Here is a 15,069-nt window from a genome sequence, read left to right as displayed (position 1 = left end):
TTCGGATACGTCGGCGATATGTCATCAACCTAGGATCAGAGCATGCGGGTGCTGGTGGTCGAAGACGAGCCGTTGATGGCTGGAGCGATCCGGGACGGGTTGCGGCTGGAGGCGATCGCCGCCGACATCGCCGGTGACGGGGACACGGCTCTGGAGCTGTTGAGCGTCAACGCCTATGACATCGCCGTGCTCGACCGTGACATCCCTGGGCCTTCGGGGGATGAGGTCGCCAAGCGCATCGTTGCCTCCGGCACCGGGATGCCGATCCTGATGCTCACCGCGGCCGACCGGCTCGACGACAAGGCCTCCGGGTTCGAGCTCGGTGCCGACGACTACCTGACCAAGCCGTTCGAGCTGCGTGAGCTGGTGCTGCGGCTGCGCGCGCTCGACCGGCGCCGCGCCTACAACCGGCCGCCGGTACGGGAGATCGCCGGCCTGCGGGTCGACCCGTTCCGCCGCGAGGTCTACCGCGACGGCCGCTACGTCGCGTTGACCCGCAAGCAGTTCGCCGTGCTCGAGGTGCTCGCCGCCGCCGAGGGCGGCGTGGTCAGCGCCGAGGAGCTGCTGGAGCGGGCCTGGGACGAAAACGCAGACCCGTTCACCAACGCCGTACGCATCACCGTCTCCGCGCTGCGCAAACGGCTCGGCGAGCCCGCGATCATCGCCACCGTACCGGGCGTCGGATACCGGATCGATGTCGATTCCTAGACGTCCGGGGGTGAGCGTCAGGCTCAAGCTGACGCTCAGCTACGCCGGGGTCATCGTGGTCACCGGGGTGCTGCTGCTCGCGGTCGTGTGGGTCTTTCTGCTGCGCTACGTCCCCGACGGGGTGTGGCTGGAGTGGCCGCAGCGGCCGGGGAGCCCGAGTGCTCCCTTCGTCCCGAACCGCTCGGATTTGGAGCGCGCCTTCGTGCCACGGGCGGCCACGATGATGGGCTTCCTCGTTGTGTTCGGCCTGGTGGGAGGCTGGATCCTCGCCGGCCGGATGTTGGCGCCGCTGACGAAGATCACCGAGGCCACACGTACGGCAGCGACCGGGTCGCTCTCGCACCGGATCGAGCTCGAGGGCCCCGGCGACGAGTTCCGTGAGCTGGCCGACGGCTTCGACGACATGCTCGCGAAGCTCGAGTCGCAGGTCGCCGAGCAGCAGCGGTTCGCGGCCAACGCCTCCCACGAGCTGCGCACGCCCCTCGCCATCACGCAGACGCTGCTCGACGTCGCGGGCAAGGACCCGAACCGTGACGTCGACGAGCTCGTCGACCGGCTGCGCCTGATCAACTCCCGCGCTATCGACCTCACCGAGGCTCTGCTCGTGCTCAGCCGAGCCGACCAACGCTCCTTCGCCCGTGAGCCGGTCGACCTGTCGCTGGTCGCCGAGGAGGCGGTCGAGACGCTGCTGCCGCTGGCCGAGCAGCGCGGCGTGAAGATCGAGACGTCCGGAGACCAGGCGTCGGTCAGCGGCTCGCCGGCGCTGTTGCTGCAGGTCGCGACCAACCTGATCCACAACGCGATCGTCCACAACCTGCCCGAGGACGGCTCGGTGTCGGTCACGATCAGCGCGAACGAGAGGAGCGTGGTCCTCACCGTCGCGAACACCGGCGAGGAGCTCTCCCGCGAGCTCGTGGCCACGCTCACCGAGCCGTTCCAGCGCGGCACCCAGCGCATCCACGGTGACCATGCCGGGGTCGGCCTGGGCCTGGCGATCGTCAAAAGCATCACCCGCGCCCACGACGGCAACCTCGCCGTGCTGGCCCGTTCCGGCGGTGGGCTCCGGGTCTCGGTCGAGCTGCCCAGAGCCTCCTGAGCCATCGGTCAGCGCGGTGTGGCTCCGGTGCGCAGCAGGTCGAGGGTGCGCGGCTCGATCAGGGTGGAGAGGGTGACCACGCTGGTGGAGCGGACGACGGCATGGGACTGGTCGATGCGTACGAGCACCTCCTGCAGCTTCGCGTGCGACCCGGTCGCCACCTTGCAGAAGACGTCGAAGGAGCCCGTGGTGACGTACGCCTCCAGCACCTCGGGGATCTCGGCGAGGTCGCGACGTACGTCCTCGAGGGCTCCCTGGGAGATCTCCAGGGTCACGAACGCCTGGACCGTGTGGCCGGCGGCGGCCGGGTCGATGGTCGGCGCCCAGTCACGGATCACCCCGGCCTCGGTCATCTTGCGCAGCCGGCTCTGCACGGTGGCGCGGGCGACGCCGGCGACCCGGGAGAGCTCGAGGTCGCCGACTCGCGGGTGGGCGTGCAGGGTCTCCAGCAGGGTGACGTCGAGGTCATCGAGGTTCATGGCTCGATGGTAGTCAGATTGCCTAGCCAAGCGTGATGGATGCTGGTCCGATCTGACAGATTGACCAGTGCTCGGTGGTCAACTTGTTTGGTGTGACTCGGCCCACTTGACTTGCCCGCATGACGCTTGCAGACACCCTGACCAACCAAGAGAAGCTCGCCGGACTCGGGCTGGCCGAGCTGGAGCAGCTCGTCGGCCTGGTGGCCTACGACGACACCTCCGACCCCTTCCCGGTCACCGGCTGGGACGCGGTCGTGTGGGCTGTCGGCAACGCCACCCAGACCGCCCACTTCTTCCAGAGTGCCTTCGGCATGGAGCTCGTCGCCTACTCCGGTCCCGAGACCGGCAACCGCGACCACCACGCGTACGTGCTGCGCAGCGGGGGAGTGCGGTTCGTGATCAAGGGCGGCGTCGCTCCCGAGAGCGAGATCATCACCCACCACGCCCGCCACGGTGACGGCGTCATCGACATCGCCCTCGAGGTGCCCGCCGTCGACCGCTGCATCGAGCACGCCCGCAAGCAGGGCGCCCGCGTCCTGGAGGAGCCCCACGACGTGAGCGACGAGCACGGCACCGTGCGAATCGCCGCCATCGCCACCTACGGCGAGACCCGCCACACGCTGGTCGACCGGTCCGGCTACGACGGCCCCTACCTGCCCGGCTATGTCACCCGCACCTCGACGCTGAAGAAGCCCGAGGGCGCCCCCAAGCGCCTCTTCCAGGCGCTCGACCACGTCGTCGGCAACGTCGAGCTCGGCAAGATGGACGAGTGGGTCGACTTCTACGGCCGCGTCATGGGTTTCACCAACATGGCCGAGTTCATCGGCGACGACATCGCCACCGACTACTCCGCCCTGATGTCGAAGGTCGTGGCCAACGGCAACCACCGGGTGAAGTTCCCGCTCAACGAGCCGGCGATCGCCAAGAAGAAGTCGCAGATCGACGAGTACCTGGAGTTCTACCAGGGCCCCGGCGCCCAGCACCTCGCCCTGGCCACCGGCGACATCCTGGCCACCGTCGACGCACTGCGCGACGCCGGCATCGAGTTCCTCAACACCCCCGACTCCTACTACGAGGACCCCGAGCTGCGCGCCCGGATCGGTGAGGTCCGCGTGCCGATCGAGGAGCTGCAGAAGCGCGGCATCCTGGTCGACCGCGACGAGGACGGCTACCTGCTGCAGATCTTCACCAAGCCGATCGGCGACCGCCCCACGGTCTTCTTCGAGATGATCGAGCGCCACGGCTCCCTCGGCTTCGGCAAGGGCAACTTCAAGGCCCTCTTCGAGGCCATCGAGCGCGAGCAGGAGCGCCGCGGCAACTTCTGACCCCGCTGGTCGAGCCGGATTCGTGAGGAACGAGCGAATCCGTGTCGAGACCAACACAGTCGCGCGTACGAACTGTGTTGGTTTCGACACCGGCTCGCTGGCGCTCGCCGGGCTCAACCAGCGGTCGCCTGGCTGACTAGCCGTACGGGGGCGTTGCCGGCGCCGTAGCCGTCGTAGCGGTCGCGCCGCTCGACGAGCTCGAAGAAGACCTCGCCGACGGTCTCGGTGTAGCAGTGCAGGTATTCGCCGTCGGCATCGCGGTCGTAGAGCAGATCGAGGTCGCGCAGGGTGGTGACGAGGTCGTCGGCGAGGCCGAAGCGGGCGACCAGGTCGTCGTAGTAGTTGCCCGGGACCTCGAGCGGCCGCAGACCGCGCTCCCGGGCGGCCGCGACGACCCCGATGATGTCGTGGCAGGCGAGGGCGATGTGCTGGGCGTGGCTCTGCTGGTCGTTGGGAAGCTGTCCGGTCGGGAGCAGGTTGAGCGGAAGGCGTACGCCGCCGGCCGGCGAGCTCATCACCTGGCTGCGTACGAGGCCGGACGGACCGGCGACCTCCTGGGTCGGCTGCGGGTTCAGCGACAGCACGCTGGTGTAGAAGAGGACCGCCTCGTCGAAGCTGTGCCAGGGCTGGACCAGGTTGACGTGGTCGATCCGCACGGCGTGCCCATCGGTGCTCGAGGCTCCGCCGTCGAACTCGCCGATCCAGTCCTCCGCGTGCGAGAGGAAGACCTCGGTGCCGTCGGGAGAGGTGAAGGCGCGCAGCGCCTGCTCACCGGCGTACGTCCGGCGGTGGACCGGCGGCGCCATCAGCCGGGCGGCGCGCTCGGCGGCCGGGTCCGAGTCGGCGACGTCGAAGCCGACGGCCGCGATGCGCGGCTCGGCCGGGCTGCTGGGTACGTCGTTGCACACGATGCGGGCCGAGCCCCAGGTCCACAGGCGCACCTGCTTGCTGCGGTGGCGGCCACCGAAGTCGAAGCCGAGCTGCTCGAGCAGCACCTCGACCCCGGAGGTGTCCGGCGCCTTGATCTCGACGAAGTCGAAGGCCTCGGGCGCGGCCACCTGGGGCAGCCGGGGGAGTGGGCGCTGGGCGTGGTTGGCCTCATCGCCAAGCAGGTCGGCGGTGCGGTCGGCAAGCCAGCGCAGCGAGCGCTGGGCCTGACGGGCGGTGCGGACCGGATCGGTCTGGCGGAAGGTGTCGTTGAAGACCTCCAGCGACAGCGGGCCGTCGTAGCCGGCGCGCAGCACGTGGCCGAGGAACGCCGGCAGGTCGAAGCTGCCCTCGCCGGGGAAGAGCCGGTGGTGGCGGCTCCAGGAGAGCACGTCCATGCTGAGCGCGGGAGCGTCGGCCAGCTGCAGGAAGAAGATCTTCTCGGCCGGGATCTCCTCGATCTGCTTGGGGTCGTGGCCGCGCGAGAGGATATGGAAGCTGTCCAGGCAGATCCCGACGTTGGGGTGGTCGGCGAGCTCGACGATGCGCCACGAGCGCCGGTAGTCGTCGACGAACCGTCCCCAGGCGAGCGCCTCGTAGGCGAGCCGGACGTCGTACGTCGCGGCGAGATCGCCCAGCCGCCGCAGCTGTCCCGCGGAGACCTCGTCGTTGTCGACAGTCGCGGTGCCGACGTTGCTGCAGACCAGCATCAGGTCGATGCCGAGCCGGCGCATCAGCCGGAACTTCGCCTCGGCGCGGTGCAGTACGTCCTGGAAGGCGGTCTCGTCGACGCCTTCGGCGTCGCGGAAGGGCTGGTAGAGGTCGAGGGTGAGCCCGAGCCGTTCGGCGAGCGCCCGGATCTCCTCGGGGGACTGAGGTGCGGCGATGAGGTCGGGCTCGAAGATCTCGATCGCGTCGAAGCCGGCTTCGGCCGCGGCGTACATCTTCTGGACCAGGCCGCCGCTGAGGCAGACCGTGGCGATCGAGGTGCGCATGGTTCTCCGTTCGTCGCTAATGTACGAAACGGTACATACATTGATCCGCGTTGGGAAGCCAGTCGTGCTCTAGGCTCGGTGCATGGTTCAGTCTCGTGATGCCGAACGCACCCGGTCTGATTTGCTCGAGGTCGCGACCGAGATCTTCTCCGAGCAGGGCTACTCCGGTGCGCGGGTCGACGAGATCGCCGAGCGCACCCGCACCACGAAGCGGATGATCTACTACTACTTCGGCGGCAAGGAGGGGCTGTTCCTCGCTGTGCTCGAGGCTGCCTATCGCCGGATCCGCGAGCTCGAGCAGAGCCTGCACGCCGGCGACCTCGAGCCGGTCGACGCGATCCGCCGCATCGCCGAGCTCACCTTCGACCACCATGTCGACCACCCCGACTTCATCCGCCTCGTCTCCGTCGAGAACATCCACCGTGGCCGGCACCTGGAGAAGGTCGAGTCGCTGCGCGAGCTCGGCGCCCCGGCCGCCAGCGTCCTCGAGGAGGTGCTCGCCCGCGGCCGCGCCTCCGGCGAGCTCCGCGCCGACGTCGACGCCATCGACGTGCACATGATGATCAGCTCCTACTGCGTCTTCCAGGTTGCCAACAGCGCCACCTTCGGCTTCCTGTTCGGCCGGGACATGCTCGCGCCGGACGTACGCGAGCGCCACCGCCGCATCCTCGGCGACATCGTCGTCGGTTGGCTCACCGCTCACTGACGCACACCCCCGAAGAGCCCGTTCCCGCGCCGCGGGGACGGGCTTTTTGCCGTGCCGGGGTTGACGATGCGGGGCCGGATGTGATCCCCTTCACTCTCGTAACGTACTAGTTCGTACATTAAGGATCGTCTGGATGAAGTCTTCGTTTCTTGTCGGCCTGATCGGCGCGGGAGTAGGACCCTCGCTGAGTCCGGCGCTGCACATGCGCGAAGGGTTCGAGCACGGTTTGTCGTACGTCTACAAGACGCTCGACATCACCGAGCTGGGCGTCCCGGCCGAAGGTGTGGGCGACCTGATGAGGGAGGCTCGACGGCTCGGCTTCGACGCGCTCAACATCACCCACCCGTGCAAGGAGCTCGTGATCGAGCACCTCGACCGGCTCGACGACACCGCGGCCCGGCTCGGTGCGGTCAACACCGTCGTCTTCACCGATGAGGGTGCGGTCGGCTACAACACCGACACGACCGGCTTCGGTCACGCGCTGCGTACCGGGATGCCGGGTGCCCCGCTCGGCACCGTCGTGCAGCTCGGCGCGGGAGGGGCGGGCTCGGCCGTCGCTCACGCGCTCGTGGGCCAGGGTGTCGACCAGCTGGTCATCGCCGACATGGACCTCGACCGTGCCCAGGCGCGCGTCGAGGAGATCCGGCGTCACCACCCGGAGAGCACCGTCGAGGCGAGCCACGTCGACAAGCTGCCGGCGCTTCTTCCCGACGCTGACGGACTGGTCAACTGCACCCCGGTCGGCATGGCCGACCACCCCGGTACGCCGCTGGACACGAGTCTCCTCCGCCCCGAGCTGTGGGTGGCGGACATCGTCTACCGGCCTCTGGACACCGCGTTGCTGCAGGCGGCGCGTGAGGTCGGCTGCCGGACGCTCCACGGAGGCCACATGGCGGTCTACCAGGCCGTCGACGCCTTCCGGCTGATCACCGGCATCGACCCCGATGCCGAGCGGATGCTCGCCCACCTGCGCGAGCTGGCCGCGGCCGGCTGACCCAAACTTCAGACACCCCCCACCCGTCCGCGGTCAGGAACCGCGGGCCTACCCGAGGAGGACCCGATGGCGGGACCTGACACCGAGAACCAAGAAGGCAAGACCCCGGTACGGGCCGCGCTGGCCAGCTTCATGGGCAGTGCCGTCGAGTACTACGACTTCTTCGTCTTCGGCTCTGCCGCGGCGCTGATCTTTCCGCACGTCTTCTTCCCCAGCACCGGCGATGCCGCGCTGGTGATGTCGTTCGCGACGTTCGCGTTCGCGTACGTCGCCCGTCCTGTCGGCGCGGTCTTCGTCGGTCACTTCGGTGACCGGATCGGCCGCCGGAAGGTGCTGCTGTTCACCCTGCTGCTGATGGGTGGCGGCACGTTCCTGATCGGCTGTCTGCCGACGTACGATCAGGCTGGCTGGATCGCGCCCGCACTGCTGGTCTTCTGCCGGCTGCTCCAGGGGCTCTCGGCCGCGGGCGAGCAGGCCGGCGCCAGCTCGCTCACGCTCGAGCACGCCCCCGACGACAAGCGCTCCTTCTACACGTCCTGGACCCTCACCGGCACCCAGGGCGGCCAGATCCTGGCCGCGCTGGTCTTCATCCCGGTCGTAGCGCTGCCCGACGACATCAAGTACGGCATCGGCTGGCGGATCCCGTTCTGGCTCTCCGCGATTGTCGTGGTGGTGGCGTTCTTCATCCGCAGCCGCCTCAACGAGACCCCGGAGTTCGAGGAGGCCAAGGCCAACAACGAGGTCGCCAAGCTGCCCCTCGCGGTGCTGCTGCGTGACCACTGGGTCGACGTGCTGCGGGTCATCTGCTGCGCCTTCATCGCGGCCGTCTCCACGGTCTTCGGCAACCTGGCCATCGCCTACGGCGTCGCGGTCGGCATGGTCGACTCGATCACGCTGTGGCTGGTCGTCGCGGCCAACGTCGTCGCGCTGTTCACCCAGCCGATGTTCGGCCGGCTCGCGGACCGGATCGGACGCAAGCCGGTCTTCATCTACGGCGCCGTGGCCAGTGCGGTGATGATGCCGTTCTACCTGCTCTCGATGAGCCAGGGCAACGAGCTGCTCGTCTTCGCGCTCGCGATCGTCACCTTCTCCTTCGGCTACGCGGCAGCGAACGCGACCTGGCCGTCGTTCTACGGCGAGATGTTCTCGACCCCGGTGCGCTTCTCCGGTGTCGCGATCGGCACCCAGATCGGCTTCATGCTGGCCGGGTTCACGCCCTCGATCGTCACCGCTCTGGGTGGCGTGCAGGAGGGTGGATGGGTCGTCACCGCGGGCTACACCGCGGTCGTCTGCCTCGTCGCGTCGGTCGCCGCTCTGACCGCCCGCGAGACCAAGGACGTACGCACCGCCGACCTCGGTATGCGGCCGCTGGCCCGGCAGGGCGCAACGGTCTGACCCGCTGACCCGCTCAACCCCCGCGTCGCGGGCTGTGACCACCGGTCACAGTCCGCGACGGTGGCGGTTGCGGCGGCGTACGACGTCCTTCAGGTCGGCGACCGGGCCCAGGTGGCCCAGCTTCTCGGGGTTGGTGACCGAGCGGATCCGCTGGACCTGGCCATCGAGGATGTCGAGGGTCCAGGTGCCGAGGATGGCGCCGTCGGGGTCGCGCAGGATGGCACCCGGCTCGCCGTTGAGCTCGCGCTGCTCGAGGTGGGCGCCGATGGCGAGCAGCGGCGGCACGGCCGCGATCAGGATGCGGGCGGCCTTCTCGGCGCCGTAGCGGCCACCGGAGCCACCGGCGACGCCACCACCGTCGTTGACGGTCTCGACGTCGGCGGCCAGCAGTGCCTGGAGCCGGTCGAGGTCGCCGTCGCGCAGCGCCTCGAAAAACCGGCTGGAGAGCTCGACCCGCTTGCGCCGGTCGGCCTCGAACCGCGGCTTGCCCTCGTCCATGTGCCGCCGCGCCCGGGAGGCGAGCTGACGGCAGGCGGCCTCGGAACGGTCGACCGCCGCGGCGATGTCGGCGAAGCCGAAGTGGAAGACCTCGCGAAGCACGAAGACCGCCCGCTCCAGCGGACTGAGCCGCTCGAGGAGCAGCAGCGCGGCCATCGACACCGAGTCGGCCAGCTCCGTCGCGCGCTCAGGGCTGGCGTAGAGGCCAGCATGCTCGTCGACGTGGCTGTCGGTCGGCAGCGGCTCGGGGAACCACGGCCCGACGTACGTCTCCCGCCGCACCCGCGCGGAGCGCAGCACGTCGAGCGAGATCCGGGTGACCACGGTCGAGAGGTACGCCTTGAGCGAGTCGGGCTGCGTCGAGGTCCCCTCCAGTCGGAGCCAGGTCTCCTGCACCGCGTCCTCCGCCTCGCTCACGCTGCCGAGGATCCGGTAAGCGATCGAGAACAGCAGCGGGCGCAGCTCCTCGAACTCGATCTCGGTCTCAGGTGTCACGGTCGTCCTCCCTCAGGTCCACATCTTCCACCTTCGGGACGAGACGGCGCCTCGGACTGTGACATCGACCTTGGGACGTGCCTACCCGTTGGCGGTCAGGAAGGTGTCCAGATCCTCGAGGTCGTCGGTGTTGATGTGGTCGACCCCGGCTGCGAGCAGCTCGGTCCAGACCGCCTCGCGCGCGGGGCCGTCGGCGTCCGGCGTCGCCCAGAAGCGCACCCGGTAGCCCTGGGCATGAGCGTGATCGACGATCTCGTGAAGTTTGCGGCGCTCGGTCTCCGGCATCGGGCCGATGCCCTGCCAGACGAAGACCTTGGTCCAGTTGTCGCTGACCAGCGGCATCAGCGAGGCCGGCATGCCGGAGTGGAGGTCGCTCATCCGGCCGTCGTAGAAGCTGAACCGCTCGGTCGCGCTCCGCATCGTCTCCAGCGGCCGGTCACCGCTGATGACCGCCTCGACCGGACCGTCCTTGACGGTGCCGTTCTCGTAGCGGGTGAAGAGCTCCTCGTAGCCGCCGAGCTCCTTCTCGATCGCCGCGTAGGTCGCCTCGCCGGTGTTCTTGATGTCGATCAGGAGCTGGAAGGTGCCGTCGTAGCCCGGGTAGACGTCGCGTCCCTTGCCGCTGACGAGCTTCTTGAGTGGGGCGAGGTAGAGACCCTCCAGCGTCCGCGCCGGGTCGAGGTCCTTCGCGTCGTGCGCCACCAGCAGCTCGCCGTCGACCAGCCACACGTCGGCCTCGACGCTCGTGAAGCCGTGCTCCAGGGCATCGAGCAACGGACGCTCGTGCTCGTAGTCGTTGTGCGCATGCGCCTGCGGGTGCGGCGTACCGAGGTCAGCGGACGTCCGCGTGGAGTCGGTCGTGGTCGCCGTGGCGGCGGTGGGGGAGAGGAACGCGGCCGCGGCGAGGACCGCGGTCAGCGACCGGACGAAGGTACGCATCGGGATCTCTTTCGGTGAGGGTGGCCCTCAACCTGGCCGGGCAGCGTGATCCCGTGGCGACCGCCGTACGTCCCCTGCCTGAACTCCTCCCGAAGGCTCAGCCGAGGCAGACGAAGAGGGCCAGCCCGGCATACGCGAGGTTCACGACGCCCCGGGTGACGACCCCGCCGGTGGTGTCGCTGAGGCGGGAGGCACCGGCCGTGTGGCGGAGGTCGTCGAGGTGGACGAGCGTGTAGGCGAGGAACATCAGCACCGCCACGCCCGCCGCCCAGGGGCGGGTGGCCGAGACCAGCAGGCCGATTCCGATCACCACCTCGGCGATCCCGGAGGTGTACACCGTCAGCCGCTTGGCCGGCCACCACTCCGGAACGAGCGGCTCCACCTTGCCGGGCGCGACCAGATGGGCCACCCCGACGACGAGCAGGAGCGCGGCCAGGAGCCAGGCGACGACGGTGACCGCGAGACTCACAGGCTGGGCTCCCGGACCAGCGGCGTGACCGCTGCCGCCTGGACGCGTGCGGCGCGCGACCCGTCCTTGAGGCCGATCGCGGAGCCCGGGTGACGCGCCTCCATTCTCAGGGCCCAGATCGTGCTGCGGCAGACCAGCTCCTTCACCTTCGCTGCGGGCACGCCACGGAGGCGGGCGCCCACGGCCGAGTCGTCGCGGCGGGAGAAGTTCACCAGGCCCAGCCCGCGGCCGATACTGATGCACTCGCCCACGAACCCGATGCTGACCGGCTTCGGTGTCGCGCCCGCGAGGCGCTTGAGCACCGTCTCGGCCGCCAACGGCCCGAGCTGGTTGGCCGCCTGGCAGCTCATCCGGTACGGCAGCCCCGACGGCGCCGAGGCGTCCCCGGTCGCGACGATCCTGTCGTCGTCGACGCTGGTCAGGGTCTCGTCGGTGACCAGCCGGCCGACTTCGTCGGTGGAGAGCCCGCTGCGGCGGGCCAGATCCGGCGCGGTGAACCCGGCGGTCCAGATCGTCACCGAGCTGGTCAGCTCGCGGCCGTTGTCGAGGCGTACGCGGCCGTCCAGCACCTCCGCCACCCGGGCGCCCTCGACGATGCCGACGCCCAGCCGCCGCAGGGCGCGCTCGGCGTCTGCCCGGCCCTTCTCGTGCAGCCACGGGCCGAGCCTGTCGCCGCAGATCAGTGCCACGTTTCGGCCGGCCTCGGCGAGCTCGGAGGAGACCTCGATGCCGGTCGGTCCGCCGCCGACGACGACCACCGGCGCGTCGGCCGGCGTCGTCTCCAGAGCGGCCCGCAGCCGGGTCGCCTCCTCATAGGTCGAGATGCCGAAGGCGTGCTCCTGCGCTCCCGCGACCTGCGTCTCGCCGGTGCTGCCGACGGCGTAGACCAGATAGTCGTACGCCACTTCCTGCCCGTCCTCGAGCGCGACCGTCCGCGCGGCGGCATCGATGGCGCTCACCGTGCCGACGAGCAGACGCACGCGCGGGCTGAGGACGTCGGCGTAGGCCACCACGGCCTCGGACGAGCCGGCGACCAGCTGGTGCAGCCGGATCCGCTCGACGAAGTGGTCGCGCGAGTTGACCAGGGTGATGGCGATGTCGTCGCGCTTGGTGAGTCGGTTCGCGGCCATCACGCCGGCATATCCGCCGCCGATGACCACGACCCGGCTCCTCCTGAAGGTTCCTTGGTTGCTCATACCCCAAGGACACCGGCCCCGCCAGGTCTGTGACATCCACTCGGTCAGGAAACCGTGATGATGAACCTCGCCCTCGAGCCGTCGGAGGCCGTGATCGTGCCGCGGTACGTCCCCGGGGAGTCGTACGCATGAGCGGCCGTCACCGCATAGACCCCGGCAGCGTGAAGCGAATCCCGGGGTTCAGACACGGTGAACCGTGCGGGGACCGGAGCCGACCCGTCCCCGAAATCGACCGTCGCCGTGAGCGGTGCGGTCAGCGACGAGCCACCGGTGCTGTCCGCGTCGTCGACCTCGTCGACGGTGACCGCGGTCCCGTCCGTCTTGGTCCCGGGGGCGGCGAGCAGTCCGACCGACACCGATCCGGCCGATCCGACCGACAGCGCAGCATCGGTTCCGGCCAACTCGGTCGACCAGGCGATCTGTGGCCCGTCGTAGAAGTTGGTGCCGGCGGCGGCCAGTCGCGGACCGACGGAGACGAGCCGCGCCGCGAAGTCCGACGGCGAGCGCAGCGACTCGGCGGTCCAGCCGATCTCCCCGTGCGCGAGGATGCGCGGGAAGATCATGAACTCGGCCTGGTCGACGCCCCGGATCGTCTCGGACCACAGCGGCGCCTCGGTGCCGAGGATGTGCTCGTCCCCGACTCCCGCGATGACCTCCTGCGGGCTCCAGTCGTAGTAGTGCGTGACGTCGCAGTCGCCCGAGCACGCCCAAGAGAGCCCGATCGGCGTCTTCGGGTGATATTTCATGTCGAGGTAGGACATGTTGCCCGGCGAGACGAGCAGCTTGGCGCCGTCCTCGATGACGGCGCGTTTCGCGTGCTCGGTCGTGCCGGCCCAGTACTGAACACCATCACCCGCGGTGAGCCCGGATTCGGCGTACTCGTTCCAGCCGATCGTCTTCTTACCGAGTCCGTGGACGATCGCGAGTGCCCGCTCGACGAACGCCACGTAGCCGGCGTGGCCATAGCGCTGCGTCATCGCATGCGACTCGTCGCCGCCGACGTGCAGGAACTCGGACGGCGTGAGCGCAGCGAGCTGCGAGAAGACGTGCTCGATGAAGGTGTAGGTCACCTCGGAGGTCGGATCGAGGTAGGAGTAGCCGACGTCGATGGTCCCGTTGTGTGGCGCAACCGGCTCGTCCTCGGTCGCCGGGTGGCTCGACCCGGCGGTGTTGAGCTGCGGGATCGAGGCCAGGGCGGCATTCGTGTGGCCAGGGATGTCGATCTCGGGGATGATCTCGATCTCGCGCTCGGCGGCATACCGCACCAGCGAGCGGTAGTCGTCCTGGGTGTAGAACCCGGTGTGACCGTCGGCGCTCTGATACGGGTTGCCGAGCACCGCGGTCGCTCCCGAGACCCGGGTCAGCGCCGTGTAGTCGATGTCGTCACCGGCCGCCCGACCGGAGTTGGTGATCTCGATCCGCCATCCCTGGTCGTCGGCCAGGTGCATGTGCAGCACCGAGATCTTGGCCGCCGCCGCGGCGTCGATGACCTGCTTGACCTCGTCGACCTCGAGGAACGAGCGGGCAACATCGAGCATGAGTCCGCGGTAGCTGAATCGCGGCGCGTCCAGGATCGAGACCGCCGGCACCGTCCACGTCGTGTTGACGCGCGAGGGAGACGCGGCGAACGCCGGCAGCAGTTGACGCAGCGTCTGGGTGCCGTTGAACAGCCCGTGGCGACTCGCCCCGGTGACCCTGACCCCGTTGGCCGTCGAGGAGATCTTGTACGCCTCCGGGTTGCCCTCGACCTCGTCGAACCCGGCCTCGGGGTCGACGGTCAGGACGACGTCGCGAGGGGTCGGCCTGCCGGTGACGACCGGGAGGTCGAAGCCGGTCGCCGGGCGCAGCTCGGCGGCCATGAGGGCACCGACCTCGTCGGCGTCAGTGCCGCGGGCGACGATCCGCGACTGCTCGGTCAGGACGAAACCGGGACCGCCCTTGGCGCTCAGCTGGAGCGGCTTCGGCACCAGGCCGGGCACTGGGGTCTCGGCCTTGCCCAGGTGTTCGGCCCGGGGTTGAGCTGTGGCGGATGACGTCGTCGAAGTGGCGATGAGCATCATGGCGACGCCGACTGCCAACGCCGTTGTCAGAATTTGGATAGAGCCCGAACGAATCATGCGCATGCCTCCATCAGCGGCCAACTCGGTCAACCATCGAGGCTAACGGCGTCGGCGCCGCAGCGTCGCGAAATCAAGCGATCGGGGCGATCTCCGTCCAGGACCCGGCGGTGTGACATCGACTGGAGCGATCCGCGTCGCGGTCGCGCCATCAGGCCAGAGCGGCGACGGCGTCCGCTAGATCGTCGACGGACTGGGCGCGCTCTGGGAGGCTGCCGTCGGGACCCAGGCTGAGCTGGAAGCCCATGAAGGCGGCGTCGATGACGTGGGCTGCCCGTTCGGCGACGACGGGATCCACGCCGGACTTGTCCAGGTGCGCGATGAGAACGCCCATCCACAGCGTGTTGGCTTCGCGGACCGCCGAGACGTACGGCTCCCTGCCGAAGAGACCGAGCGCTGCCGCCTCCACGTAGATCCGGCTGCACCGATCGCCCTCCATCACCGCCCAGAGGTCATAGACGGCCGATCGCAGGTCCTTGGAGGGCTCGAGTGTGGCGACCTCGGCGACCGACCGATCGTTGGATGTGCGGAGCACGTCGGCGACCAGTTGGTCCTTGGTACCGAAGTGGTAGAGCAGGACCCGGTTGCTGGTGCCCAGCTCGGCCGCTAGCGGGCGCAGACTCAGGCCGATCAGGCCGTGCTCGTGGACGTAGTCGGTCGCCCGCTCGGCCCAGGCAGCGCGGCGCTGTGGATCCTTCGCAGGCGCGGTACCACCGGTCGTCATGCGGCG

Annotated in this window: 14 protein-coding genes; 6 read left to right on the top strand and 8 right to left on the bottom strand. The window is 69.3% G+C overall.

The genetic code is table 11. The annotated features are described in order from the left end of the window. The first annotated feature begins 42 nt into the window (after positions 1-42). Entirely contained in the window at positions 43-708 is a 666-nt protein-coding gene (locus tag AB0F44_RS03270; RefSeq protein ID WP_141804182.1) for a response regulator transcription factor, read from the top strand. 10 nt (positions 709-718) lie between these two features. Next, on the top strand, positions 719-1,804 hold the full coding sequence (locus AB0F44_RS03265) for a HAMP domain-containing sensor histidine kinase (RefSeq protein WP_357352595.1): 1,086 nt from the start codon (positions 719-721) through the stop codon (positions 1,802-1,804). Between the two features lie 8 nt (positions 1,805-1,812). Here AB0F44_RS03265 and AB0F44_RS03260 read toward each other — a convergent pair whose 3' ends face one another. Then, positions 1,813-2,283 carry an Lrp/AsnC family transcriptional regulator gene (locus tag AB0F44_RS03260; RefSeq protein ID WP_350657732.1) on the bottom strand — a complete coding sequence of 157 codons (471 nt, stop codon included), beginning with the start codon at positions 2,281-2,283 and terminating at the stop codon, positions 1,813-1,815. A 119-nt stretch (positions 2,284-2,402) separates the two neighbouring features. On the opposite strand from AB0F44_RS03260, the gene hppD reads away from it, so the two are divergent. Then, complete coding sequence (hppD, locus tag AB0F44_RS03255) at positions 2,403-3,608, top strand: 4-hydroxyphenylpyruvate dioxygenase (RefSeq protein WP_357352593.1); 1,206 nt, start codon at positions 2,403-2,405, stop codon at positions 3,606-3,608. A 113-nt stretch (positions 3,609-3,721) separates the two neighbouring features. On the opposite strand, the gene AB0F44_RS03250 is transcribed toward hppD, so the two are convergent. After that, complete coding sequence (locus tag AB0F44_RS03250) at positions 3,722-5,530, bottom strand: TIM barrel protein (protein WP_357352591.1); 1,809 nt, start codon at positions 5,528-5,530, stop codon at positions 3,722-3,724. Positions 5,531-5,612: 82 nt separating this feature from the next. Between AB0F44_RS03250 and AB0F44_RS03245 the strand changes: the two genes are divergently transcribed. The 3 genes from AB0F44_RS03245 (at position 5,613) to AB0F44_RS03235 (ending at position 8,625) form a co-directional block, all read left to right on the top strand. Then, a complete protein-coding gene (locus AB0F44_RS03245) occupies positions 5,613-6,236 on the top strand; it encodes a TetR/AcrR family transcriptional regulator (protein WP_357352589.1) in 624 nt (207 codons plus the stop codon). Positions 6,237-6,369: 133 nt separating this feature from the next. After that, entirely contained in the window at positions 6,370-7,230 is an 861-nt protein-coding gene (locus AB0F44_RS03240) for a shikimate dehydrogenase (protein ID WP_357352587.1), read from the top strand. A gap of 66 nt (positions 7,231-7,296) precedes the next feature. Beyond that, a complete protein-coding gene (locus AB0F44_RS03235) occupies positions 7,297-8,625 on the top strand; it encodes an MFS transporter (protein WP_350657738.1) in 1,329 nt (442 codons plus the stop codon). Positions 8,626-8,670: 45 nt separating this feature from the next. Here AB0F44_RS03235 and AB0F44_RS03230 read toward each other — a convergent pair whose 3' ends face one another. From AB0F44_RS03230 to AB0F44_RS03205, 6 genes are all read right to left on the bottom strand, one after another. Further along, on the bottom strand, positions 8,671-9,618 hold the full coding sequence (locus tag AB0F44_RS03230) for an RNA polymerase sigma-70 factor (protein ID WP_357352585.1): 948 nt from the start codon (positions 9,616-9,618) through the stop codon (positions 8,671-8,673). A gap of 81 nt (positions 9,619-9,699) precedes the next feature. Further along, complete coding sequence (locus AB0F44_RS03225) at positions 9,700-10,557, bottom strand: phosphatidylinositol-specific phospholipase C/glycerophosphodiester phosphodiesterase family protein (protein WP_357352583.1); 858 nt, start codon at positions 10,555-10,557, stop codon at positions 9,700-9,702. A 97-nt stretch (positions 10,558-10,654) separates the two neighbouring features. Then, positions 10,655-11,026 carry a hypothetical protein gene (locus tag AB0F44_RS03220; protein WP_357352581.1) on the bottom strand — a complete coding sequence of 124 codons (372 nt, stop codon included), beginning with the start codon at positions 11,024-11,026 and terminating at the stop codon, positions 10,655-10,657. Next, a complete protein-coding gene (locus AB0F44_RS03215; protein WP_357352579.1) occupies positions 11,023-12,222 on the bottom strand; it encodes an FAD-dependent oxidoreductase in 1,200 nt (399 codons plus the stop codon). The genes AB0F44_RS03220 and AB0F44_RS03215 overlap by 4 nt, the downstream gene beginning before the upstream one ends. Positions 12,223-12,266: 44 nt before the next feature. After that, positions 12,267-14,279 carry a family 20 glycosylhydrolase gene (locus AB0F44_RS03210; protein ID WP_357352577.1) on the bottom strand — a complete coding sequence of 671 codons (2,013 nt, stop codon included), beginning with the start codon at positions 14,277-14,279 and terminating at the stop codon, positions 12,267-12,269. 211 nt (positions 14,280-14,490) lie between these two features. Then, entirely contained in the window at positions 14,491-15,063 is a 573-nt protein-coding gene (locus tag AB0F44_RS03205; protein WP_357352575.1) for a TetR/AcrR family transcriptional regulator, read from the bottom strand. Between the last annotated feature and the right edge of the window lie 6 nt (positions 15,064-15,069).

The organism is Nocardioides sp. NPDC023903 (assembly GCF_040639295.1).
Classification (GTDB): domain Bacteria; phylum Actinomycetota; class Actinomycetes; order Propionibacteriales; family Nocardioidaceae; genus Nocardioides.
The sequence above is the reverse complement of the archived record's forward strand: the minus strand, read 5'-3'. Positions and strand labels throughout refer to the sequence as shown.